Raw genomic sequence first — 21,630 nt, 5'->3', positions numbered from 1 at the left:
CGCATGGCTGCACACCTACAATCACCACCGCGGACACACCGCGCTGAAAGGCCAACCACCCGCCACCCGCGTCCCCAACCTCACAGGGCAATACAGCTAGCGCACGCGCCCGTAGCGGACGCCCTTGGACCAGATCTTGGTGAGCTTCACGACGGAACCGGTCTTCGGCGAGTGCCAGATCTTCCCGGCCCCGGCGTAGATGCCGACGTGGTACACATACCCCCGCGAGTGGAAGAACACCAGGTCACCGCGCTGCCGCTGGGAGGCGGAGATGTGACGGGTGCGGTTGTACTGCTGCTGGGCCGTGCGCGGCAGTTGCTTGCCCGCCTTCTTGTAGGCGTAGAGCGTGAGCCCCGAGCAGTCGAAGCGGCTCGGACCGGTGGCTCCGTACCTGTACGGGGCTCCCTTCTTCGACGCGGCGACCTTGAGCGCCTTCGTCGCGTGTGCGGAGGCCGCCTGCGCCTCCGGCGCACCGCCCGGCACGATCAGCGAGCCGCCGACGGCGGCGATCGTGAGTGCCGAGACGGCACCCGTCCGGGACAGCAGGGACGGGAGATGTGTCTGCGCAGTCATGCGCAACCCTTCGTCAGCCGCCTGTGAAGGATGACCTGTCGGGTTCGGACTGGCGAAGACGCCCGGCCGCTCACGCGGCTTCACCCCAAGGACCAGCCACCGCTCCGGTGGCAGACCCGCACTGCTGGGTCCTCCACTCCTGCCGAAGCCCTCATGTCGACCAGGCATCCGGTGCGGCGGCAGGACTCGGCGTCCGCCCGGACCGCCCCGCCGCGGTGGCGGGGGCTTGTCGTCTCAGGGATCTTGACTCACGAACTGCCGGATTTCCGAGTCGAAACGACGATTTGTGAGGCTCCTCACCACTGATCTGTTCGAGTGGACAGGGCCGTTCGGGGGACGGGGAGTCGCCGGGTGACGAGCCCCGTACCTGCGGCGCAGCGCGTCATTGGGCCGATCGGGCGATGTGGTTGCGCAACTCGCACGGGACGAAAGTCGAAGCGCTCACTGGTCCGGATGGGCGACACCCGGTCGTACGCCTCCCGGGCGGGTCGTAGGTGCCGGGGTAGCGCTTTCACGGCGGCCGTCAACTCTGCTGCTCCGGTGGCACGGTGATCCGGGCGGCTCGGCGTTCCCCGCCCAATACCCGTAGCGCGCGGGCCAATGTGACGGTGTGCAGCTCGCTCTCGCCTCGCATGTGCATGACCGTCAGAGCGTCGCGGAGCTCAGTGGCCCGGGCGACCAGGGCCTGTGCGGCGCGGAGGGCTCCATACGTGTGTCTCCCGCGTGCCGGGTTGATCCTTCCCACCTGGTCGATCACTTCGAGCCAGGCGTCGATGAACTCGCTCTCGGCGCGCGTCAGTGCGGGCAGCGGTGGCAGCTCGGGTGGCAGCACCGCCGGCTCACCCGAGACGGGCGGAAGTCAGGGACGTCTTCCGATTCTTGATGATGTGGTCGATCAGTCCGTAGTCACGGGCTCCCGCGGCGTCGAACACACAGTCGCGGTCGAGGTCGGCGGCGATGCGTTCGGCGCTCCGGCCGGTGTGACGGGCGAGCATGGCCGTGAGCTGCTCCCGCAGCCGCAGCAACTCGCGTGCCCGGATGTCCAGATCGATGGGCTGCCCCTGTACCGGCTCGGGCAGCGACGGCTGCTGGACCACCACGCGCGCACCGGGCAGGGCCATGCGCTTGCCCGGGGTGCCGGCGGCGAGCAGCACGGCGGCGGTGGACGCGGCCTGTCCCAGGCAGGTGGTGACGACGTCGCAGGTCACCGTCTGCATCGTGTCGTAGACGGCCGACATGGCGCTGATGGAGCCGCCGGGTGAGTTGATGTAGAGCGAGATGTCCCGGTCCGGCGCGGAGTACTCCAGGTACAGGAACTGCGCGATGACGTCGTTGGCCGAGGTGTCGTCGACGGGGGCGCCGAGGAAGACGATCCGCTCGTCGAGCAGCTTGGCGTAGGGGTCGAGCGTGCGCCTCCCGCCGCTCGTGCGTTCGGTGAACTCGGGCAGGACATGACGGGCGGACGGAAGTTTCACGGCGTACCACTCCTCGAGCGGCCGCACCCGGCGGCCGTGTCTGCGGCGTCTGCTACGACCTCGGTAAGAAATGTACAGGACGTACAGACCGTTATGATGGGGAGCATGGCCTACGAGATTCCGGTGACGCAAGCCCGAGCTGAACTCGCCGAGCTGATCAATCGCGTCGTCTACGGCGGCGAACGGGTCGTCGTGACCCGGCACGGGAAGCCGCTCGTGGCCCTGGTGTCCGCTGCCGACCTGGAGCGATTGGAGGCCGCGGAGCAGGCTGCCGATGAATCCGTGATCACCTCCGTGTCGTCGCTGCGCTCCACGGAGCCGTCCGCTCCCGGCGAACGCGGCCGATTCGGCATCGCCGCGGAGCACCGGTCACCCGGCACGGGCGGCGGCTCCTGACCGGCCGGCGAGCCACGGCGTCGTCGGCGCGTGCCCACCGCCGCCGGCCGGGTGGCCCGTCCTGCGTGGACGGCGAGAAGCAGCCGGGCGGCCACGGACTCGCGGCGGACGCCGTCGGCGCTGTCGGTCCCTGCGACGTCATCGCGACCGCTCGGTGCACGACGCGGTCCTCGATCGCCGCCCGGGCCGTTGCCCCGCCGTGGCGGTGCACGTGGAACGTCCCCTGCGGGTGCTCGGAGGATGCTCCAGGGGGTGGCCGTCCCGCGACGTCGACGGGCGGGTCGTGCGGTGCCGACGGGCCGCGAGCCGGTCGAGGGGCCGTAGGGGAGGGCCGTGGCCGGCCGGAGTCGGCGCGACACCGTGATCGCGCGGCGGGCCGGCAGGAGTCGCCGGGCACGGCCCGTCGGCAGAGCGGGATCGCGCAGGCCGGCGAGCCCGCGGACCGCTTCGCCGGGACGGTGGTCGCGCGGGGGACCGGGGTGACCTCCCGCGGCAGGCGCTTTCGGTGGCGTACGCGCCGGGGTGCCGGAGGACGGGCCGCGCGCTGGTTCCATGAAAGTGCCGAAGATCAGTTAACGCGCCGGAAAAACTTCCGACCTAACGTTCAAGCCCTGGCGGCGGAAGGGCCGTGGAGAGTCGGCGGACCGCTGACATCCGCCGACCGACCGCCGCACCCGGTTGCGTCCGGGCAGGCCGACTGTGAGGTGGAGAACGTGCAACTGACGCCGCACGAGCAGGAACGGCTGCTCATCCATGTCGCCGCGGACGTCGCGGAGAAGCGCAGGGCACGAGGGGTGAGGCTCAACCACCCCGAGGCCGTCGCCCTGATCACCACGCACATCCTGGAGGGCGCACGCGACGGGCGCACCGTCGCCGAACTCATGGCGTCCGGACGGAAGGTGCTCACCCGCGACGACGTCATGGACGGCATCCCGGAGATGATCCACGACGTCCAGGTCGAGGCGACGTTCCCCGACGGGACCAAGCTCGTCACCGTCCACGACCCGATCGTCTGACGGAGCGCCGATGATCCCCGGAGAGATCCTGCACGCCGACGGACCGGTCGGGCTCAACGAGGGCCGCGAGGTCACCCGGCTGACCGTACTCAACGCGGCCGACCGGCCCGTACAGGTCGGCTCCCACTACCACTTCGCCGAGGCCAACCCGGGACTCGACTTCGACCGCGCGGTCGCGCGCGGCCTGCGGCTGAACATCGCCGCCGGCACCGCCGTCCGGTTCGAGCCCGGAGTCCCCGTCGAGGTCGAACTCGTACCGATCGCCGGACTGCGCGTCGTCCCTGGTCTGCGCGGCGAGACCGCGGGACCGCTCGACACGCCTGGGACCCCGGCGGAGAACGGAGCCTCCCGTGCCTGAGTTGACGCGCGCCGCGTACGCCGATCTCTTCGGCCCCACGACCGGTGACCGGATACGTCTCGCCGACACCGATCTCCTCGTCGAGATCGAGGAGGACCGCTCCGGCGGTCCCGGGCGCGCGGGCGACGAGGCGGTCTTCGGCGGCGGCAAGGTGATCCGCGAGTCCATGGGCCAGTCCCGTGCGACACGGGCGGAGGGCGCCCCGGACACGGTCGTCACCGGTGCGGTGATCATCGACCACTGGGGAGTCGTCAAGGCGGACATCGGCATCCGCGACGGCCGTGTCACCGGCATCGGGAAAGCGGGCAACCCTGACACGATGGACGGCGTCCACCCCGACCTCGTCATCGGACCGGAGACCGAGGTCATCGCGGGCAACGGGAAGATCGTCACCGCGGGCGCGGTCGACGCCCACGTCCACTTCATCTCGCCCACGGTCGTCGAGCAGGCCCTGACCTCCGGGATCACCACCCTCGTCGGCGGAGGCACCGGGCCGGCCGAGGGGACCAAGGCGACCACGATCACCCCCGGACCCTGGCATCTGGCCAGGATGTTCGAAGCACTCGAGGCGTTCCCCGTCAACATCGGGCTGCTGGGCAAGGGCAACACGACGTCCCGCGAGGGCATGCACTCCCAACTGCGCGGCGGTGCGCTCGGCTTCAAGATCCACGAGGACTGGGGCGCCACACCGGCCGTCATCGACGCCTGCCTCGGTGTGTGCGAGGAGACCGGCGCACAGCTCGCCGTCCACACCGACACCCTCAACGAGGCCGGCTTCGTGGGGGACACCCTCGCGGCGATCGCGGGCCGCACGATCCACGCCTACCACACGGAAGGGGCGGGCGGAGGGCACGCCCCGGACATCATCACGGTGGTCTCGGAGCCGTACGTCCTGCCCAGCTCCACCAACCCGACGCGACCGCACACCGTCAACACCATCGAGGAACACCTCGACATGCTGATGGTCTGCCACCACCTCAATCCGGCGGTGCCGGAGGACCTCGCCTTCGCCGAGTCCAGGATCAGGCCGTCGACGATCGCCGCCGAGGACGTCCTCCACGACATCGGCGCCATCTCCATCGTGTCGTCCGACTCCCAGGCCATGGGGCGCGTCGGCGAGGTCGTCCTGAGGACCTGGCAGACCGCGCACGCGATGAAGCGGCGCCGCGGTGCCCTGCCGGGCGACGGCCGCGCCGACAACCTGCGGGCCCGCCGGTACGTCGCCAAGTACACGATCAACCCGGCCGTCGCCCAGGGCCTCGACCACGAGATCGGCTCGGTCGAGCCCGGCAAGCTCGCCGACCTGGTCCTGTGGGAGCCGGCCTTCTTCGGTGTGAAGCCCCAGCTCGTCCTCAAGGGGGGACAGATCGCCTACGCGCAGATGGGCGACGCCAACGCCTCCATCCCCACCCCCCAGCCCGTGCTCCCGCGCCGCATGTTCGGTGCGCTCGGCCGGGCCCCGGCCGCCAACTCGTTCAACTTCGTGGCCGAGGCGGCGATCGAGGACGGACTGCCCGAACGCCTCGAACTGGGCAAGCGCTTCGTCCCGATCCGCAGCACCCGCGGTGTCACCAAGTCGGACATGAGGGAGAACGACGCCCTGCCCCGCGTCGAGGTCGACTCCGACACCTTCACGGTCACCGTCGACGGCGACCCGGTGGAGCCCGCGCCCGCCGAAGAACTGCCCATGGCCCAGCGCTACTTCCTGTTCTGATCATGAGCGAAGTCATGGATCCGCACCCGGAGGCCCCAGTGAACGGCCTCCGTCACCTCCCGGCGCCCGGCCGGGACCAGGGCACCGGGCCCACCGGGGACGGGCACGCGGCCGCGGGAGCGCACCGGGCGGAGGAGGCCGGACCACGTTCCGGTGCCCCGGCGCGCGCCGCGCTGCTCGTCCTCGCCGACGGGCGCTTCCCCGCCGGTGGGCATGCCCACTCCGGTGGGGCGGAGGCCGCGGTCAGGGCGGGCCGGCTCGGCGGCGCCCGGGATCTCGCGGACTTCTGCCGGGGACGGCTGCACACCACGGGTCTGACCGCCGCCGGTCTCGCCGCCGCTGCCGCGCTCGGACTCGACCCGGTCGCACTGGACGCGGCGGCCGACGCCCGCACCCCGTCCCCCGCCCTGCGCGCATCGGCACGGAAACTCGGCCGGCAGCTGATGCGGGCCGCACGCGCCACCTGGCCGTCACCGGAACTGGACGCCCTCGCCCGTGCCCTGCCGAAGGGGGCGCACCAGCCCGTCGTGCTGGGGGTCACCGCCCGTGCCGCCGGCCTCGGCCCCGAGGACGCCGCGTACTGCGCCGTGTACGAGGCGGTCGGCGGACCTGCCACCGCCGCCGTGCGGCTGCTCAGCCTGGACCCGTACCAGGCCACCGCCGTCCTCGCCCGGCTGGCCCCCGAGATGGACCGGGTAGCCGGGCGAGCGGTGACCGCGGCCCGGCTGGCGGCCGAGCGGGGCCCCGAGGCGCTTCCCGCCGCGTCCGCCCCGCTGCTGGACATCACCGCCGAGCAGCACGCCGCCTGGCCCGTACGGCTCTTCGCCTCGTAGAGCACTCCACACCCCGCAGCACCACACGCCACACGGCCCGGAGCCGCAGCACCGCACAGCGAACGGCCAAAGCCCACAGCCCCGGCGCAGCACGACCGCCCACGCATCAGCACCACGGACCCCGGAGCCGCACACGCTCCGCAGCACCACGAGGGAGCCGCCCCATGCATCTCGACCACACGCAGGAGAGTCCCGGCCAGGCCGCCGTGAGCGCCGACGCCCTGCGCCCCGACGGCACCCGGCGCGCGCTGCGCGTCGGACTCGGCGGACCGGTCGGATCCGGTAAGACCGCCACCGTCGCCGCCCTCTGCCGGGCCCTGCGCGACCAGTTGTCCATCGCCGTGGTCACCAACGACATCTACACCCGCGAGGACGCCGAGTTCCTGCTCCGCAACGCCGTCCTGCCGCCCGAGAGGATCCAGGCCGTCGAGACCGGTGCCTGCCCCCACACGGCGATCCGCGACGACATCTCCGCCAACCTCGAAGCGGTCGAGGAGCTGGAGGACGCGGTCGGACCGCTCGACCTGATCCTCGTCGAGTCCGGCGGCGACAACCTCACCGCCACCTTCTCCAAGGGCCTCGTGGACGCCCAGATCTTCGTGATCGACGTGGCCGGCGGCGACGACATCCCGCGCAAGGGAGGGCCGGGAGTCACCACCGCGGACCTCCTCGTCGTCAACAAGACCGACCTCGCCCCCTACGTAGGCTCCGATCTGCGGCGCATGGCCCGCGACGCGAAGGAGCAACGGGGCGAACTCCCCGTCCTCTTCACCTCGCTGACCGGCGAGGACGGTGTCCGTCCGGTCGCCGGGTGGGTGCGCGACCGGCTCCGCGCCTGGACCTCCGCGTGAGCGCCTGATGAGCGTCCGGGCGACCGCACGGGTCGTCGCCGAACGCGACGGGCTCCCCGTGCTGGAGAGCGACGGTCCGCTGGCCCTGCGCCGCACCCGCGCCGACGGACCCCGCACGCGCGTCACCGTCGTCGGCGCCATGAGCGCCCCGCTCGGCGGGGACCGGCTCGCGATCGAGGCGCACGTGCGCGAAGGCGCACGGCTGCACGTGGACTCCGCAGCGGCCACCGTGGCGCTGCCCGGGCGCACCCCGGGAGCCGCCGACTACGACATCTCGCTGGACGTGGGGGAGGACGCCGAACTGCGCTGGCTGCCCGAGCAGCTGATCTCGGCGCGCGGCAGCGAGCTGCGGATGCACACGCGTGCGGTGCTGGCCGCGACGGCGCGGCTCGTGCTGCGCGACGAGCAGATCCTCGGCCGGTACGGCGAGGAGACCGGCACGCTCACCACACGCCTCACCGTCCATCGCGAGGGACGCCCCCTGCTGGACCAGGAACTCGCCTCCGGTCCCGGCGCACCCGGCGGCTGGGACGGCGGTGCGGTGCTCGGCGGGCACCGGGCGGTCGGCCAACTGCTCGTGGTGGACCCGGATTTCGACGACAAGCCTCCCGAGCCGAGGCGGCTCGGGGAGACCGCCGTGCTCACCCCCCTCGCGGGGCCTGCCGTGCTGGTCACCGCCGTCGCCCCGGACGCCCTGCGCCTGCGCCGGCTGCTCGACACCGCCCTGGGCGATCTCGCCGGCGGCTGACCGGCGGGCCGCTTCCCGTGCCCGGCGCGGGGCCGCACACGGGCGCGCGGTCCCACCGCACGCCGACCGACCGGGCCGGCTTCTCCGGGGCCGCCGCCGTCCCGGCGCTGTACCGGTCCGCCGGCCCCGGCCCCCGGTCCGCCGGCACCGCGGCCGTCCACACGCGTCAGCGCCTGAGCCGGGGAATCCTCCTGCCCCGCGCCCCGTCCGCCTCGGCGGCCTTCACCTTCACCGCGTACTCGTCGACGTACTGCTGTCCGGACAGGGCGAGGATCTCGTACATGATCTCGTCCGTCACGGCGCGCAGCACCGCCTTCTCGTTCTCCATCCCCGCGTAGCGGGAGAAGTCCAGCGGCTCGCCGAATCGGATCGTCACCCGCTTGATCTTCGGCACTACCTGCCCGGGGGGCTGGATCTCGAAGGTTCCGACCATCGCGCAGGGCACGACGGGCACCCGCGCGGTGAGCGCCATGACCGCGACGCCGACCTTGCCCTTGTAGAGCCGTCCGTCGTGGGACCGCGTACCCTCCGGGTAGATGCCGAGCAATTCGCCCTTGCCCAGCACGCCGAGGCCCTCGCGGATGGCGGCGCGGCCCGCCTCCTTGCCGGAACGGTCCACCGGGATCTGTCCCGCGCTGCGGAAGAAGGCGGCCGTCAGCCGGCCCTTGATCCCCGGACCGGTGAAGTACTCGGCCTTGGCGAGGAAGGTGATGCGCCGCTTGAGGATGGCCGGCATCAGGAAGTGGTCGGAGAACGACAGGTGGTTGCCGGCGACGATCGCCGCGCCGTCTGCCGGGACGTGCTCGAGGCCCTCGATCCTGGGCCGGAACAGCAGCCGCAGCAGCGGCCCCAGGATGATGTATTTGAGCACGTAGTAGAACACGGTGTCGCTCCCAACTCTGCCGATTCGGCTCAGGGGCCGGGTGGCGCCGGATCACGGCGCGGACGCACCCGGGGGTCAGCACGGCCGGTCGTCCGTCCCCGGGTCCGAGCGGACTCGTGCCGACTGCCCTGCCCAGTTGTATGACAGCCCTTCAGACGCCGCCATGGGTAGGGGCACGCCATGAGTGCCGTTCAGACCGATCGTCGTCACGCGCGTATCACGAGGATCATCGCTCTCGTCGACGCCGGACCCGTCGTGTGGGCGGAGCGGCCTCGCTGACCTTCGACGAGCGGGACACCGTGGGGGTCCGCGCGTGGGGCGCATCAGGGCCGCCCTCGACGCCGCCTGGGTGACCGCCGTCGTGCCCGGCGGGAGCTGGCGGGAGCCGTGGCTGCGGTTCCTGGCCGTCGTCCCGCTCGGGGCCCGGCGCGGTCACGGATGCCCCGGCCGGCGAGTGCCGTTCCCGGCCCGGCACCCGGAGGCTGTCCTGAGAGGCCGTGACGGAGATCCACCGGCCCGCGCCGGCACACGGCATCGCGCTCCCGGCCGGGATCGTCCCGTGCACGCCGGCCTTCGCCGACGGGCGGCCCGCCGAAGGTACCTCCCGGCAGCACCGCGACATCGCGGCCGGCGGGCCGTCCGAACCGCAGGCACGTACGGGGGCGGTCGTGCGGCCCGGGCGGAGCGGGCCCCCACGGCGTCGGCCGCATCCCCCACCTGGTGCTGAGCCCGCGCGAGTCCCGTGCGGGCCGCGCCCGCCGATGACGGAGCGGCCGCCCACCGTCCTCAGGTGGGCTTGGACACGAGCATCCCCACGGTGACCAGGCCCAGCACGACCCAGGTGAACCACAGCCAGCCGTTGCTGCCGAGCGCCGCGGTGTAGGCGGTCACGACCACCAGGGACGCCACGGTCAGCACACCCATCGTCTTCGTGGAACCGGACATGCGCGCCCTCCTCCGGGCCTGCGCCGCGGCTGACGGCCGCGGTCGGGGGCCGTCCAGCCATCGTCACCCCTCAGCGGGGGAGCGCGCTACTCCCGGGCAGCGGCCACCGCGCGCCGGCCGGCGCGCCCTGGTGCAGCCGCCGGGCCGGGCGACTCGTCCCGGTCAGCGGCTGCGTGCCTGGAGGGAGGCCAGATACGCGTTGTACGCCTCCAGCTCCTTGTCGCCGTCCCGGTCCGCGGCCCGGTCCTTGCGGACGGCCTGGCGCTGCTCGGAGCGATACCACTGGAACACCAGCGCGATCAGCACCAGCACCGACGGGATCTCGCTGAACGCCCAGGCGATGCCGCCCGCCGCATTCTGGTCGGAGAGCGCGCTGATCCCGAGTGAGGCCGGGGGATCGGCGTACGCCCGCACCATCGGCTCGGTGGCCATCATCAGCGCGATGCCGAAGAACGCGTGGAAGGGCATGCCCGCGAAGAGCTCCAGCATCCGCATCACATAGCCGGGGCGGTGCGGGCCCGGGTCCACGCCCATGATCGGCCAGAAGAAGATCAGTCCGACGGCGAGGAAGTGGACCATCATCGCGATGTGGCCGGGCCTGGACCCCATGAGGAAGTCGAAGAGCGGGGTGAAGTAGAGGCCGTAGAGGCTCGCGATGAACATCGGGATCGTGAACGCGGGGTGCGTGATGATCTTCATATAGCGGCTGTGCAGCACGGTGAGCAGCAGCTCGCGGGGACCCTTGCGGCCGCGGCCCGCCGGCGGCAGCGCGCGCAGCGCCAGGGTGACCGGTGCGCCGAGCAGCAGCAGGATCGGCGACAGCATGCTGATCACCATGTGCTGGACCATGTGCACGCTGAACATGACCATGCCGTAGTCGTTCAGCCTGGTGCACATCACCAGCGCGATGCTCAGCACACCGACGGTGAAGAAGACCGTCCGGCCCACCGGCCAGGCGTCGCCGCGCCGGCGCAGCCGTGCCACACCCCAGCCGTAGAGCGCCAGCCCCACCAGGCAGCCGGCCAGGAAGAACGGATCCGCGGAGAACTCCAGCCCCCTGCCCAGCGTGAACGGCGGCAGGTCCATCGGCATCCCGTGCTCGCCGTGCCCGCTGTGATCCATCTGCGTACTCCTGGAGCGTCTGTTTCGCGCGTGTTGTCCGGACAAGACTAGAACCGCCCCCGGCCGCGGCTGCGACCGGGGGCGGTTCCTCGTCCGCGAGCCCCGTCAGAGGACCGTCTCGGCCTCTTCGTACCTGTCCTGCGGGACCGTCTTCAGCGTCTCCACCGCCTGTGCCAGCGGCACCATCGTGATGTCCGTCCCGCGCAGCGCGGTCATCATGCCGAACTCGCCGCGGTGCGCCGCCTCGACGGCGTGCCAGCCGAACCGGGTGGCGAGGACGCGGTCGTACGCGGTCGGCGTACCGCCGCGCTGGACGTGGCCGAGGATCACGGGTCGGGCCTCCTTGCCGAGCCGCTCCTCCAGCTCGACGGAGAGCTGCCGGGCGACACCGGCGAAGCGCTCGTGGCCGTACACGTCCTTGCCGCCCTCGTCGAAGTCCATGGAACCCTCGCGCGGCTTGGCACCCTCCGCGACCACGACGATCGCGAACCGCTTGCCGGCCTCGAACCGGGCACCGACCCGCTTGGTCAGCTCCTCGATGTCGAAGGGACGCTCGGGGACGACGATGGCGTGCGCACCGGCCGCCATGCCGGAGTGGAGGGCGATCCAGCCGGTGTGCCGGCCCATGACCTCGACGATCAGCACGCGCTGGTGGGACTCGGCGGTGGTCTTCAGCCGGTCGAGGGCCTCGGTCGCGACGCCGACGGCGGTGTCGAAGCCGAAGGTGACGTCGGTCGACGCGATGTCGTTGTCGATGGTCTTCGGCACACCGACGATCGGCAGGCCGGCCTGGGCCAGCAGGTTCGCCGCCTTCAGCGTGCCCTCGCCGCCGATCGGGATGATCGCGTCCAGGCCCAGTTCGGCGATGTGTCCCTTGGCCCGCTCGACGCCGTCGACGAGATGCGCGGGCTGTACCCGCGAGGAGCCGAGGATCGTGCCGCCGCGGGCGAGGATGCCGGCGACGGCGTCCAGGTCGAGCTTGCGGTAGTCGGCCTCCAGCAGGCCCTTCCAGCCGTCGTGGAAACCGATCACCTCGTCGCCGTGGTCGACCACGGCGCGGTGCACGACAGAGCGGATGACCGCGTTGAGCCCGGGGCAGTCGCCGCCGGAGGTGAGGACACCAATGCGCATAGCCCGAAAACCTTTGCAACGTGGGCCGACTCCCGGACCACGTCGTCCGGTTGGATCCCTGCCACCCTACCGGCGCAGGGTGGCGGGTGCCGAACCGGACGTCCGCACAGTGGACACCGTGTCCTCGTACGGCCCGGAATACGTACGAACGGCGCTCGAGCGGCCCGTCAGGCGGGCTGAGTGGCCGCGGCGATGCGCTCCGTGCGCAGTGCCTCGTACCACCGGTCGTCGGTGGGGGGCAGCGCGTTCACGTCGAGCGCCAGCTTCAGCAGCAGATCCGCGATCTGCGGATTGCGGGCCATCACCGGACCGTGCATGTACGTGCCGAAGACGGTGTCGTTGTAGGCGCCCTCGGTGCCGTCCCCGGTGCCGTTCCCCTTGCCGAGGACGGTCCGGGCGAACGGCCTGGCCGTCGGCCCGAGATGCGTGATGCCCTGGTGGTTCTCGAAGCCCGTGAGCTGCGGCAGGCCCAGCTGCGGGTCGATGTCCGCCAGCACGTCGCCGACGCACCGCTCGCCCTCGCCGCGGGTGGAGACCACGTCGAGCAGACCGAGGCCGGGCTCCCGCTCACCCAGGTCGTTGATGAACTCGTGGCCGAGGATCTGGTAGCCGGCGCAGACCGAGAAGATGATCGCGCCGTTGGCGGCGGCCCGGGAGAGCCCGCCGTCACGGCGCAGCCGTTCGGCCGCGAGCCGCTGCGGCCGGTCCTCGCCGCCGCCGATCAGATAGATGTCGCCGGACGTCGGCACCGGCTGGTCGCTGCGGACGTCGACGCGGGTGACGCCCAGGCCGCGCTGGCGCGCGCGGCGCTCCACGACCAGGGCGTTGCCCTGGTCACCGTACGTGCTGAGCAGGTCCGGGTAGACCCACACCAGGCGCAGGCTGCTGTCGCTCATGCTCGTGTTCCTCTGCGGTGAGTGGGTCAGTTGCCGACGCGGCGGCGGACGTCCTGGAAGGCGGTGTAGTTTGCGATCAGCTCGATCCGCCCGGGAGGGGCGAGCCGGACGGCCTCATCCACGTCCTCGGCCACGCGGAAGTCCAGTCCGGCGACCTCCAGACGCACCGCGAGGTCCAGCTTGCGGTCGCCGATCACGAAGATCGGGTGGCCGGCGAGCCGCGTGTAGTCGACATCCCACAGCCAGGATGTGTCGGTGCCGTCTGCGCCGCGCGCGTTGACGGACAGGATCACCGGGGTGGGCGGCGGATCGATCAGGGAGAACGTCTCCAGCCAGCCGGCCGGGTTCTTCGCCAGCAGCAGTCGCAGGTCCCGCCCCTGGAACGAGACGACGTCGTACCGGCCGGCCACGGCCTGCACCTGGTACATGCGCTCCAGTGCCACCTGCGGCGGGACGCCGAAGACGGCGGCCACCGCGGCGGAGGTGGTGGCGTTGGCCTTGTTGGCCCGGCCCGGCAGCTGGAGGTGGATCGGCCAGGCGGACCCGTGCGGGTCGAGGACGTGGTCACCGCTGAGGGCCCAGCTCACGGCCGGCCTGCGGAAGCCGCACTCGCCGCAGAACCAGTCGTCCCCCGGGCGCTGCATCACACCGCCGCAGGCGGGGCACGACCAGGCGTCGTCCTTCCACTCCTGGCCGGCGGCCACCCACACCACGTTGGCGGAGGAGGAAGCGGCCCACACGATCAGCGGGTCGTCGGCGTTGGCGACGACGACGGCCTTGCTGCCGGACAGCCCCTCGCGCCACTTCTCGGCCAGCATCCGGGTCTCGGCCGCGCGGTCCAGCTGGTCGCGGGAGAGGTTGAGCAGGGCGATGGCCTTGGGCGTGGTGTCGCGGGCCACCCCGGCGAGGTACTTCTCGTCGACCTCGATCACGCCGTAGCGGGCGTCCGAGCCGCCGGCGAGCGCGGAGGTGATACCGGCAGGCATGTTCGCGCCAAGGGCGTTCGACACGACCGGGCCGGCCGCGCGCAGGGCCTCCGCGATCAATCGGGTGGTGGTGGTCTTGCCGTTCGTCGCCGACACCAGGATCACGTCCAGGTGCTGTGCCAGCCTGCTCAGCAGATCGGGGTCGAGTTTGAGGGCAACCCGGCCGCCGATCACCGATCCGCTGCCGCGTCCCGCTGCGCGCGACACCGCCGCTGCGGCCTTGCCGGCCGTCACGGCCAGCTTGGCGCGCGGCGACAGCGGCTCTGCGTTGCCAGGGTGTCCTGCCATCGTCCTTGATCCTCCTTGCGTCGGTCGGGGCTCAGCCTATCGACCTCGGGGCGACGGCCCGAACTGCGGCTCCGTCACGAAACCCGGAGGTCACCGGCGGGAGGTGCGGAACGTACCCTTACGGCCATGCGAAACCGTCCGATCCCCGGCAGTTCCGGCCTCGTGCGGGCCATGAGCCTGTTCGGCGATCCGGTGCTCCACGCGCCCTGTGAACCCGTCACCGACTTCGGCCCGCCCCTGACGCGGCTGATCGAGGACATGTACGCGACCATGTACGCCGCGAACGGGGTGGGCCTCGCCGCCAACCAGGTCGGGGTGCCGCTGCGGGTGTTCGTCTACGACTGCCCCGACGACGAGGACGTCCGCCACGTGGGGCACGTGGTCAACCCGCGCCTCGTCGCCGCCGACGGCATCGAGGTGCGCGGCCCGGAGGGCTGTCTTTCGCTGCCGGGGATCGAGGCGGGGACCCCCAGGCACGACCATGCGGTGGTCGAGGGAGTGACGGGGGACGGTGCGCCGGTGCGGGTCGAGGGCACGGGGTTCTTCGCCCGGTGCCTGCAGCACGAGTGCGACCATCTGGAGGGCGGGGTCTACGTGGACCGGCTCACCGGCCTGCGCCGCGCCCGTGCCCTGCGCAAGGTTCGCCGCGCCCCGTGGGGCCGGCGGTAGCGCCGGTTCCTTAGGGCCGCCGAGGCGGGTCCGGGTGGCACCAGCACGCGCACCGGGGGTCGGCGTCAGAAGCCCGGACTGCCCGGACGGTCCTCGGCGACGGAGAGACCGCCCCAGAGCAGGTCCGCGAGGCTGCGCACCAAGTGCTCCCGGGAGCAGGGGCGTTCACCCAGCCACCAGTCGCCCGCACCGTGCATCATGCCGACGATGCCGTGGGCCCAGATCCTGGCCAGTTCGTCCCCGCCGGGGCCGAGGTCGACGCGTTCGGCGATCACCTTGCCCAGTTCCTCACCGAGTCTTCGCAGCAGCGGCGCGGTGTGCCGGCCGACGTCGAAGCCCTGCTCGGACTGCTGGGATTCCTCGGCGGGGTGCATCAGGAAGCGGTAGACCTGGGGCCGGGTCTCGATCGCCGTGAGGTAGGTGTCGAGGGTGTGCTCGACGCGCTCCCGCCGGTCCGAGCTGGCGTCGATGGCCGTGCGCAGCGCCGCCAGCAGTCCGTCGGTGTGACGCTTGGCGAGCGCGCGGTAGAGCCCGCTCTTGTCGCCGAAGTGCCGGTACAGGATCGGCTTGGTGATGCCGGCCTCCGCGGCGATCGCGTTCATGGACGCCTGCGGGCCGTCCCGGAGCACCACGCGGTCGGCGGCTTCGAGCAGCTCGCGCCGCCGCTGCTCGGCCGACCGCTGCTGGTCGCCCTGCTGAGTGGTGGTGGTCTCCATGGTCTCTCCCCGCCCGTACTGAATCCTGAGGCCTGCGCAACGTAACACTCCGCAGGGTCCGTCCGCCGACCGCACGGTGGCGGTTGACAGCCGCTACGCACCGGTAACAGACTGCGGTTACCGGTAGTAACATGCGTGCTCAGCACATCAGGAGGGGACATGACCGAGTTCGCGCTCGATCTCAACGACGACCAGAAGCAGGTCCGGGACTGGCTGCACGGCTTCGCCAGGGACGTGATCCGCCCGGCCGCCGCCGAGTGGGACGAGCGCGAGGAGACCCCCTGGCCGGTCATCCAGGAAGCCGCCAAGGTCGGCATCTACTCCCTCGACTTCTACGCCCAGCAGTTCTTCGACCCCACCGGGCTCGGCATCCCGATGGCCATGGAGGAACTGTTCTGGGGCGACGCCGGTATCGCCCTCTCCATCGTCGGCACGGGACTCGCCGCCGTCGGCGTCCTCGCCAACGGAACCGAGGAGCAGATCGGGACCTGGATCCCGCAGATGTACGGCGACGTCGACGACGTGAAGGTCGCCGCGTTCTGCTCCTCCGAGCCCGACGCCGGCTCAGACGTCGGTGCCATGCGGACCCGCGCCGTCTACGACGAGGCCAAGGACGAGTGGGTGCTCGACGGCACCAAGACCTGGGCCACCAACGGCGGGATCGCCAACGTCCACGTCGTGGTCGCCGTCGTCGACCCCGACCTGGGCTCCAGGGGCCACGCCTCCTTCATCGTGCCGCCGAACACTCCCGGCCTCTCCCAGGGCCAGAAGTTCAGGAAGCACGGCATCCGCGCCTCGCACACCGCCGAGGTGGTCCTGGAGAACGTCCGCGTCCCCGGCTCCTGTCTGCTCGGCGGCAAGGAGAAGCTCGACGAGCGGCTCGCCCGCGCCCGGGAGCGGGCCCGGTCCGGCGGCGGTGTGGGGGTCCCCCCGGCCGAAGGCTGGGGGAGCGTGAAGAACGCCGCCATGGCCACCTTCGAGGCATCCCGTCCCGCCGTCGGCGCGATGGCGGTCGGCACCGCCCGGGCGGCGTACGACTACGCCCTCGAGTACGCCAAGGAGCGCACGCAGTTCGGCCGGCCGATCATCGACAACCAGGGTGTCGCCTTCCAATTGGCCGACATGCGCACCCGGATCGACGCCGCCCGGCTGCTGGTGTGGCGCGCCTCCTGGATGGCGGTGAGCGGCAAGCCGTTCACCGCGGCCGAGGGCTCCATGTCCAAGCTCTTCGCCAGCGAGGTGGCCAAGGAGGTCACCGCCCAGGCCGTCCAGATCCTCGGGGGGAACGGCTTCACCCGCGAGTACCCCGTCGAGCGCATGCACCGGGACGCGGCCATCTACACCATCTTCGAGGGCACGAGCGAGATCCAGCGCCTGGTCATCGCCCGCACCCTCTCCGGCGTGCCCATCCGTTGAGGCGGGCTCCCGCGAACGACGGGGCGCCGCCCGGCCACCGGGCGGCGCCCCGTCGCGCGTGCGCGACCCGATCAGGCCGCGAGCTGCGCCTCGATCGCCGCGACGACCTCCGCGGCCTCCGGCTCCGTCCGCGGCCGGAAGCGGGCCACCACGTCGCCCTGCGGGGAGACGAGGAACTTCTCGAAGTTCCACTGCACGTCACCGGCCTCCCCGTCACCGTCGGCGAAGCGGGTCAACTCGGCGTAGAGCGGATGCCGCTGGTCGCCGTTCACATCCGACTTCTCCAGCAGCGGGAACGTCACCCCGTACGTCGCCGAGCAGAACGTGGCGATCTCCTCGGCGCTGCCGGGCTCCTGGCCCAGGAACTGGTTGCACGGCACACCGAGCACCGTGAAACCACGGTCCGCGTAGGTCTTCTGCAGTCGCTCCAGCCCCGCGTACTGAGGTGTGAGGCCACAGCGGGACGCCACGTTGACGACCAGCACGGCCTTGCCGCGAAGCTCGGCCAGGGAGGTCTCCTCGCCGGACAGCGTGCGCAGAGGGATGTCATAAACGGACATCAAGGACTCCTTCGTACCTCGTATTTATGTGCTTCTTACTATTCGTGTAGCGTGCGCCCGTTCGATCTCCAGCGACCCAGGAAGAACGCAGATGAGCGCACCCACGCCCTCCCCCGCCCCGCAGGAACCCCAGTTCCCGGAGGGCCAGCCCATACCCGGCGCCGCACCCGCGCCCGCACCCGCCAAGAAGAGCAAGGTCAAGAAGTTTCTCGGCGTGGTCGCGCTCATTGTCGTCGCCGTGGTGGTGAAGCTCGGCCTCGGCTACGTCTTCAACGCCCCCGTCCGCGCCGAGGCCGGTGACTGCGTCAAGGTCACCGGCGAGGAGAACGACCCCGAGGTCGAGACCAAGGGGTGCGACGACAAGGACGCCAACTACAAGGTCGTCAAGGTCGTCGAGAACACCTTCGACGTCAACGCCTGCACCGTCGGCGAGGCCGCCCTCGCCCAGCAGTGGGACGCCGACAAGTTCGTCCTCTGCCTCGACCCCGTCAAGAAGTGACCCCGTACGGGGCGTGACGCCGGCCGGGCGGTCCTCGGCCGCCCGGCCGGCGGAACAGCCCCTCCCGCACGACCGGGACGAGCGTTCGGCCCTCCCGGGTGGCTCGTGCGGCCCCCGTCTCACAGCCGGCCGACGGACGTCACGCGGACGACGGCCCGCCCCTCCTCGTCGGAGGCCGCCAGGTCGACCTCCGCGCTGATGCCCCAGTCGTGGTCGTCGTTCGGGTCGGCGAAGGTCTGCCGGACCCGCCAGAGGCCGTGTCCCGGGTCCTCCTCGATGGCGAGCAGCTTCGGTCCGCGCGCGTCCGGCCCGGTGCCCAGGTCGTCGTACTCGTCCCAGTACCCGTCCATGGCCTCGCCCCAGGCGTCCTCGTCCCAGCCCGACTCCGCGTCCAGCCGGGCCAGCTCGTCGACGCGGTCCAGCGCCGCCAGCTCCACCCGGCGGAACATGGCGTTGCGGACCAGCACCCGGAAGGCGCGGGCGTTCGCGGTGACCGGCTTGACCTGGTCGGCCTTCTCCTGCGCCTCCTCCGCGGTCTCGACCTCGGGATTGGCCAGCTGCTCCCACTCGTCGAGGAGGCTGGAGTCGACCTGGCGGACCATCTCGCCCAGCCAGGCGATCAGATCCTGGAGGTCCTCGGTCTTCAGATCGTCCGGGACGGTGTGGTCCAGGGCCTTGTACGCGCTCGCGAGATACCGCAGCACGATCCCCTCGGTGCGGGCCAGCTCGTAGAAGGACGTGAACTCGGTGAAGGACAGCGCCCGTTCGTACATGTCCCGGATGACCGACTTGGGCGAGACCGGGTGGTCACCGACCCACGGGTGCGACTTCCGGTACGTGTCGTACGCGTGCCACAGCAGTTCCTCCAGCGGCTTGGGGTACGAGATCTCCTGGAGCCTTTCCATCCGCTCCTCGTACTCGACGCCGTCCGCCTTCATCGCGGCGACCGCCTCGCCCCGCGCCTTGTTCTCCTGGGCCCCGAGGATCTGCCGCGGGTCGTCGAGCGTGGACTCGACGACGGAGACCATGTCCAGGGCGTACGACGGCGACTCGGGGTCCAGCAGGTCGAAGGCCGCGAGGGCGAACGTGGAGAGCGCCTGGTTGAGCGCGAAGTCCTGCTGGAAGTCCACGGTCAGCCGGACGACACGGCCCTGGGCGTCGGGGGCGTCGAGGCGTTCGACGATCCCTCCGTCGAGGAGCGAACGGTAGATGGCGATGGCTCGGCGGATGTGCCGGAGCTGCTGCTTGCGCGGTTCGTGGTTGTCCTCGAGGAGCTTGCGCATCGCATCGAAGGCGTTGCCCGGGCGGGCGATCACCGACAGCAGCATGGCGTGGGTGACCTTGAAGCGGGAGGTGAGCGGCTCGGGGTCGGAGGCGATCAGTTTCTCGAAGGAGTTCCGCGTCCAGCCGACGAAGCCCTCGGGGGCCTTCTTGCGGACGACCTTGCGCTTCTTCTTCGGGTCGTCGCCGGCCTTGGCGAGGGCCTTCTCGTTCTCGACGACGTGGTCGGGGGCCTGGGCGACGACGAAGCCGGCGGTGTCGAAGCCCGCCCGGCCCGCGCGGCCCGCGATCTGGTGGAACTCCCGGGAGCGGAGCGTACGCACCCGGCTTCCGTCGTACTTGGTGAGCGCGGTGAACAGCACCGTGCGGATGGGGACGTTGACGCCCACGCCGAGGGTGTCCGTACCGCAGATCACCTTCAGCAGGCCGGCCTGCGCCAGCTTCTCCACGAGGCGCCGGTACTTGGGCAGCATGCCCGCGTGGTGGACGCCGATGCCGTGGCGGACGAAGCGGGACAGGTTCCGGCCGAACTTGGTGGTGAACCGGAAGTTGCCGATCAGCTCGGCGATGCGGTCCTTCTCCTCCCGCGTGCACATGTTGATGCTCATCAGCGACTGTGCCCGCTCGACGGCCTGCGCCTGGGTGAAGTGCACGATGTAGACCGGTGCCTGCCTGGTCTCGAGCAGTTCGGTCAGCGTCTCCGTGATGGGGGTCGTGCGGTACTCGTAGGAGAGCGGGACCGGGCGGGTCGCCGAGCGGACGACGGCGGTCTCACGACCGGTACGGCGGGTGAGGTCCTCCTCGAACATCGACACGTCACCGAGCGTCGCCGACATCAGCACGAACTGCGCCTGCGGGAGTTCGAGAAGAGGGATCTGCCAGGCCCAGCCGCGGTCCGGTTCCGCATAGAAGTGGAACTCGTCCATCACGACCTGGCCGATGTCGGCGTCCTTGCCGTCCCGCAGCGCGATCGACGCCAGCACCTCGGCGGTGCAGCAGATGACCGGGGCGTCCGCGTTCACGGACGCGTCGCCGGTGAGCATGCCGACGTTCTCCGTGCCGAAGAGCTTGCAGAGGTCGAAGAACTTCTCCGACACCAGGGCCTTGATCGGCGCGGTGTAGAACGTGACCTCGTCCCGGGCGAGGGCGGCGAAGTGCGCACCGGCCGCGACCAGGCTCTTTCCCGATCCGGTCGGTGTGGAGAGGATCACGTTGGCCCCGGAGACCACCTCGATCAGCGCCTCCTCCTGGGCCGGATAGAGGGAGATGCCCCGACCCTCGGCCCATGAGGCGAAGGCTTCGAAGAGGGCATCGGGGTCGGCGTCCGGCGGCAGCTGATCGATAAGGGTCACCCCACCATCTTGCCTGGCCTCCGGCCGGGACCGGGAACCGGCCACCGGGAGGAAGATCGCTACCGGTAGCCTGTCCCCTCAACTGGGCACGAGCACAACAGCAGATGGGGCGGGAACGAGCATGATGGGACCGGCGCACTCCCTGTCCGGGGCGGCGGCCTGGCTGGGGGTGGGCGCGGCGGCGGCCGCCCTGGATCATCCGATGCCATGGCCCGTCCTCGTCGTCGGCGCGCTGATCTGCGCGGGAGCGGCGCTCGCGCCGGACCTCGACCACAAGGCGGCGACGATCTCCCGCGCCTTCGGGCCGTTCTCACGCGGCTTGTGCGAAGTGGTCGACAAGCTCTCGTACGCGGTCTACAAGGCGACGAAGAAGCCGGGGGACAAGCGCCGGACCGGCGGTCACCGCACGCTCACCCACACCTGGCTGTGGGCCGTGCTGATCGGCGGCGGCACCTCGGCGCTGGCGATGACCGGAGGGCGCTGGGCTGTCCTCGCGATCCTCTTCGTGCACCTGGTGCTCGCCGTGGAGGGACTGCTGTGGCGGGCCGCACGGGTGTCCAGTGACGTCCTGGTGTGGCTGCTCGGTGCGACGAGCGCCTGGATCCTGGCCGGCGTCCTGGACAAGCCGGGCAGCGGAGCGGACTGGCTCTTCACCGGACCGGGTCAGGAGTACCTGTGGCTGGGGCTGCCCGTCGTCCTCGGCGCCCTGGTGCACGACATCGGCGACGCCCTGACGGTCTCCGGCTGCCCGATCCTGTGGCCCATACCGGTCGGCAACAAGCGCTGGTACGCGCTCGGGCCGCCCAAGGCGATGCGCTTCCGGGCCGGCAGCTGGGTGGAGCTGAAGGTCCTGATGCCCGCCTTCATGCTGCTCGGGGGAGTGGGCGGCGCGGCCGCGCTGAACTTCATCTGAAAGGGGCGC

23 protein-coding genes and 1 riboswitch are annotated in these 21,630 nt (G+C 71.4%); of the genes, 11 read left to right on the top strand and 12 right to left on the bottom strand.

What is annotated here, in order from left to right:
• Positions 1–96: 96 nt before the first annotated feature.
• The 3 genes from AB0J10_RS24900 to AB0J10_RS24890 all read right to left on the bottom strand — a co-directional run bounded on the left by AB0J10_RS24900 (position 97) and on the right by AB0J10_RS24890 (position 2,048).
• On the bottom strand, positions 97–573 hold the full coding sequence (locus tag AB0J10_RS24900; protein ID WP_363064694.1) for a C40 family peptidase: 477 nt from the start codon (positions 571–573) through the stop codon (positions 97–99).
• A 3-nt stretch (positions 574–576) separates the two neighbouring features.
• Positions 577–757: riboswitch (cyclic di-AMP (ydaO/yuaA leader) on the bottom strand.
• A 339-nt stretch (positions 758–1,096) separates the two neighbouring features.
• Positions 1,097–1,405, bottom strand: a complete 309-nt coding sequence (locus AB0J10_RS24895) for a hypothetical protein (RefSeq protein ID WP_363064693.1) — start codon at positions 1,403–1,405, stop codon at positions 1,097–1,099.
• Between the two features lie 7 nt (positions 1,406–1,412).
• The gene (locus AB0J10_RS24890; RefSeq protein WP_363064692.1) at positions 1,413–2,048 is read right to left on the bottom strand and encodes an ATP-dependent Clp protease proteolytic subunit; all 636 of its coding nucleotides are present in this window, start codon (positions 2,046–2,048) and stop codon (positions 1,413–1,415) included.
• 105 nt (positions 2,049–2,153) lie between these two features.
• Here AB0J10_RS24890 and AB0J10_RS24885 point away from each other — a divergent pair, with 105 nt between their 5' ends.
• The 7 genes from AB0J10_RS24885 (at position 2,154) to AB0J10_RS24855 (ending at position 7,964) form a co-directional block, all read left to right on the top strand.
• A complete protein-coding gene (locus AB0J10_RS24885) occupies positions 2,154–2,444 on the top strand; it encodes a type II toxin-antitoxin system Phd/YefM family antitoxin (RefSeq protein ID WP_363064691.1) in 291 nt (96 codons plus the stop codon).
• A 713-nt stretch (positions 2,445–3,157) separates the two neighbouring features.
• Entirely contained in the window at positions 3,158–3,460 is a 303-nt protein-coding gene (locus AB0J10_RS24880; protein WP_123186946.1) for an urease subunit gamma, read from the top strand.
• 10 nt (positions 3,461–3,470) lie between these two features.
• The gene (locus AB0J10_RS24875; protein WP_363064690.1) at positions 3,471–3,818 is read left to right on the top strand and encodes an urease subunit beta; all 348 of its coding nucleotides are present in this window, start codon (positions 3,471–3,473) and stop codon (positions 3,816–3,818) included.
• Positions 3,811–5,532, top strand: a complete 1,722-nt coding sequence (locus AB0J10_RS24870) for an urease subunit alpha (protein WP_363064689.1) — start codon at positions 3,811–3,813, stop codon at positions 5,530–5,532. The genes AB0J10_RS24875 and AB0J10_RS24870 overlap by 8 nt, the downstream gene beginning before the upstream one ends.
• 2 nt (positions 5,533–5,534) lie before the next feature.
• Positions 5,535–6,365 (top strand): urease accessory UreF family protein, encoded by an 831-nt coding sequence (locus tag AB0J10_RS24865; RefSeq protein WP_363064688.1) that lies wholly within the window; start codon positions 5,535–5,537, stop codon positions 6,363–6,365.
• A 164-nt stretch (positions 6,366–6,529) separates the two neighbouring features.
• Positions 6,530–7,216 (top strand): urease accessory protein UreG, encoded by a 687-nt coding sequence (gene ureG / locus AB0J10_RS24860; protein WP_363064687.1) that lies wholly within the window; start codon positions 6,530–6,532, stop codon positions 7,214–7,216.
• Between the two features lie 7 nt (positions 7,217–7,223).
• Complete coding sequence (locus AB0J10_RS24855; RefSeq protein WP_363064686.1) at positions 7,224–7,964, top strand: urease accessory protein UreD; 741 nt, start codon at positions 7,224–7,226, stop codon at positions 7,962–7,964.
• Between the two features lie 166 nt (positions 7,965–8,130).
• Here the strand turns inward: AB0J10_RS24855 and AB0J10_RS24850 are convergent, their stop codons facing one another.
• The 6 genes from AB0J10_RS24850 to AB0J10_RS24825 form a co-directional block, all read right to left on the bottom strand.
• Positions 8,131–8,847, bottom strand: a complete 717-nt coding sequence (locus tag AB0J10_RS24850) for a lysophospholipid acyltransferase family protein (protein WP_363064685.1) — start codon at positions 8,845–8,847, stop codon at positions 8,131–8,133.
• A 786-nt stretch (positions 8,848–9,633) separates the two neighbouring features.
• On the bottom strand, positions 9,634–9,792 hold the full coding sequence (locus AB0J10_RS24845) for a hypothetical protein (protein ID WP_363064684.1): 159 nt from the start codon (positions 9,790–9,792) through the stop codon (positions 9,634–9,636).
• A gap of 162 nt (positions 9,793–9,954) precedes the next feature.
• Positions 9,955–10,914 (bottom strand): cytochrome c oxidase assembly protein, encoded by a 960-nt coding sequence (locus AB0J10_RS24840; RefSeq protein WP_363064683.1) that lies wholly within the window; start codon positions 10,912–10,914, stop codon positions 9,955–9,957.
• 105 nt (positions 10,915–11,019) lie between these two features.
• Complete coding sequence (locus AB0J10_RS24835; protein WP_363064682.1) at positions 11,020–12,045, bottom strand: 6-phosphofructokinase; 1,026 nt, start codon at positions 12,043–12,045, stop codon at positions 11,020–11,022.
• A gap of 167 nt (positions 12,046–12,212) precedes the next feature.
• Positions 12,213–12,941 carry a glutamine amidotransferase gene (locus AB0J10_RS24830; RefSeq protein WP_363064681.1) on the bottom strand — a complete coding sequence of 243 codons (729 nt, stop codon included), beginning with the start codon at positions 12,939–12,941 and terminating at the stop codon, positions 12,213–12,215.
• A gap of 26 nt (positions 12,942–12,967) precedes the next feature.
• Positions 12,968–14,215, bottom strand: coding sequence for a MurT ligase domain-containing protein (locus AB0J10_RS24825; protein ID WP_269731617.1), 1,248 nt, complete (start codon positions 14,213–14,215; stop codon positions 12,968–12,970).
• A 126-nt stretch (positions 14,216–14,341) separates the two neighbouring features.
• Here AB0J10_RS24825 and def point away from each other — a divergent pair, with 126 nt between their 5' ends.
• Positions 14,342–14,884, top strand: a complete 543-nt coding sequence (gene def / locus AB0J10_RS24820) for a peptide deformylase (RefSeq protein ID WP_363064680.1) — start codon at positions 14,342–14,344, stop codon at positions 14,882–14,884.
• Between the two features lie 65 nt (positions 14,885–14,949).
• Here the strand turns inward: def and AB0J10_RS24815 are convergent, their stop codons facing one another.
• On the bottom strand, positions 14,950–15,600 hold the full coding sequence (locus tag AB0J10_RS24815) for a TetR family transcriptional regulator (RefSeq protein WP_363064679.1): 651 nt from the start codon (positions 15,598–15,600) through the stop codon (positions 14,950–14,952).
• Between the two features lie 159 nt (positions 15,601–15,759).
• Between AB0J10_RS24815 and AB0J10_RS24810 the strand changes: the two genes are divergently transcribed.
• Positions 15,760–17,016 carry an acyl-CoA dehydrogenase family protein gene (locus AB0J10_RS24810; protein ID WP_363064678.1) on the top strand — a complete coding sequence of 419 codons (1,257 nt, stop codon included), beginning with the start codon at positions 15,760–15,762 and terminating at the stop codon, positions 17,014–17,016.
• A 71-nt stretch (positions 17,017–17,087) separates the two neighbouring features.
• Here the strand turns inward: AB0J10_RS24810 and AB0J10_RS24805 are convergent, their stop codons facing one another.
• On the bottom strand, positions 17,088–17,576 hold the full coding sequence (locus AB0J10_RS24805) for a glutathione peroxidase (RefSeq protein WP_363064677.1): 489 nt from the start codon (positions 17,574–17,576) through the stop codon (positions 17,088–17,090).
• A gap of 91 nt (positions 17,577–17,667) precedes the next feature.
• Here AB0J10_RS24805 and AB0J10_RS24800 point away from each other — a divergent pair, with 91 nt between their 5' ends.
• Positions 17,668–18,075 (top strand): hypothetical protein, encoded by a 408-nt coding sequence (locus tag AB0J10_RS24800; protein ID WP_363064676.1) that lies wholly within the window; start codon positions 17,668–17,670, stop codon positions 18,073–18,075.
• Positions 18,076–18,194: 119 nt separating this feature from the next.
• On the opposite strand, the gene AB0J10_RS24795 is transcribed toward AB0J10_RS24800, so the two are convergent.
• The gene (locus tag AB0J10_RS24795) at positions 18,195–20,708 is read right to left on the bottom strand and encodes a DUF3516 domain-containing protein (protein ID WP_363064675.1); all 2,514 of its coding nucleotides are present in this window, start codon (positions 20,706–20,708) and stop codon (positions 18,195–18,197) included.
• Between the two features lie 121 nt (positions 20,709–20,829).
• Between AB0J10_RS24795 and AB0J10_RS24790 the strand changes: the two genes are divergently transcribed.
• On the top strand, positions 20,830–21,621 hold the full coding sequence (locus tag AB0J10_RS24790) for a metal-dependent hydrolase (protein WP_363064674.1): 792 nt from the start codon (positions 20,830–20,832) through the stop codon (positions 21,619–21,621).
• Positions 21,622–21,630 lie beyond the last annotated feature (9 nt).

The sequence above is a fragment of the Streptomyces sp. NPDC049887 genome (assembly GCF_040656535.1).
Classification (GTDB): domain Bacteria; phylum Actinomycetota; class Actinomycetes; order Streptomycetales; family Streptomycetaceae; genus Streptomyces.
Note: the sequence above shows the minus strand (reverse complement) of the source record. Positions and strands in the feature narration are given on the sequence as shown.

Excerpts from the sequence above, each read along its gene's own strand:
- AB0J10_RS24825 (WP_269731617.1), bottom strand. The coding sequence starts at position 14,215 with ATGGCAGGACACCCTGGCAACGCAGAGCCGCTGTCGCCGCGCGCCAAG.
- AB0J10_RS24875 (WP_363064690.1), top strand. The coding sequence starts at position 3,471 with ATGATCCCCGGAGAGATCCTGCACGCCGACGGACCGGTCGGGCTCAAC.
- AB0J10_RS24800 (WP_363064676.1), top strand. The coding sequence starts at position 17,668 with ATGAGCGCACCCACGCCCTCCCCCGCCCCGCAGGAACCCCAGTTCCCG.
- AB0J10_RS24840 (WP_363064683.1), bottom strand. The coding sequence starts at position 10,914 with ATGGATCACAGCGGGCACGGCGAGCACGGGATGCCGATGGACCTGCCG.
- ureG (WP_363064687.1), top strand. The coding sequence starts at position 6,530 with ATGCATCTCGACCACACGCAGGAGAGTCCCGGCCAGGCCGCCGTGAGC.
- AB0J10_RS24885 (WP_363064691.1), top strand. The coding sequence starts at position 2,154 with ATGGCCTACGAGATTCCGGTGACGCAAGCCCGAGCTGAACTCGCCGAG.
- AB0J10_RS24855 (WP_363064686.1), top strand. The coding sequence starts at position 7,224 with ATGAGCGTCCGGGCGACCGCACGGGTCGTCGCCGAACGCGACGGGCTC.
- def (WP_363064680.1), top strand. The coding sequence starts at position 14,342 with ATGCGAAACCGTCCGATCCCCGGCAGTTCCGGCCTCGTGCGGGCCATG.
- AB0J10_RS24805 (WP_363064677.1), bottom strand. The coding sequence starts at position 17,576 with ATGTCCGTTTATGACATCCCTCTGCGCACGCTGTCCGGCGAGGAGACC.
- AB0J10_RS24835 (WP_363064682.1), bottom strand. The coding sequence starts at position 12,045 with ATGCGCATTGGTGTCCTCACCTCCGGCGGCGACTGCCCCGGGCTCAAC.
- AB0J10_RS24815 (WP_363064679.1), bottom strand. The coding sequence starts at position 15,600 with ATGGAGACCACCACCACTCAGCAGGGCGACCAGCAGCGGTCGGCCGAG.
- AB0J10_RS24830 (WP_363064681.1), bottom strand. The coding sequence starts at position 12,941 with ATGAGCGACAGCAGCCTGCGCCTGGTGTGGGTCTACCCGGACCTGCTC.
- AB0J10_RS24790 (WP_363064674.1), top strand. The coding sequence starts at position 20,830 with ATGATGGGACCGGCGCACTCCCTGTCCGGGGCGGCGGCCTGGCTGGGG.
- AB0J10_RS24810 (WP_363064678.1), top strand. The coding sequence starts at position 15,760 with ATGACCGAGTTCGCGCTCGATCTCAACGACGACCAGAAGCAGGTCCGG.
- AB0J10_RS24865 (WP_363064688.1), top strand. The coding sequence starts at position 5,535 with ATGAGCGAAGTCATGGATCCGCACCCGGAGGCCCCAGTGAACGGCCTC.
- AB0J10_RS24900 (WP_363064694.1), bottom strand. The coding sequence starts at position 573 with ATGACTGCGCAGACACATCTCCCGTCCCTGCTGTCCCGGACGGGTGCC.
- AB0J10_RS24845 (WP_363064684.1), bottom strand. The coding sequence starts at position 9,792 with ATGTCCGGTTCCACGAAGACGATGGGTGTGCTGACCGTGGCGTCCCTG.